Below are 239 nucleotides of genomic sequence, written 5' to 3'. Positions count from 1 at the left end.
CTGAATTCAGACGGCCTCACCATTACCGGTGGCCCGAGTGTGACCAAGTCAGGCATCAATGCCGCCGGCAACAAGATTACCAACGTAGCCGCCGGTACCGATGACACCGACGCCGTCAACTACAGCCAGCTGAAACAGCAAAGCGCCGCCGCCCGTACCGAAGTTGCAGCCGGTACCAACATCAAAGACGTGGTGAAAACGACCGGCGCCAACGGCCAAGACATCTACACCGTCAACGC

Annotated in this window: 1 pseudogene; it reads left to right on the top strand. The window is 59.0% G+C overall.

Annotated elements, in window-relative coordinates:
* A pseudogene (locus ACTHTK_RS10325) lies at positions 1-239 on the top strand (hypothetical protein); the annotation flags it as partial.

Source organism: Neisseria sp. P0006.S009, assembly GCF_051962915.1.
GTDB classification, from domain to species: domain Bacteria; phylum Pseudomonadota; class Gammaproteobacteria; order Burkholderiales; family Neisseriaceae; genus Neisseria; species Neisseria subflava_E.
Note: the sequence above shows the minus strand (reverse complement) of the source record. Positions and strands in the feature narration are given on the sequence as shown.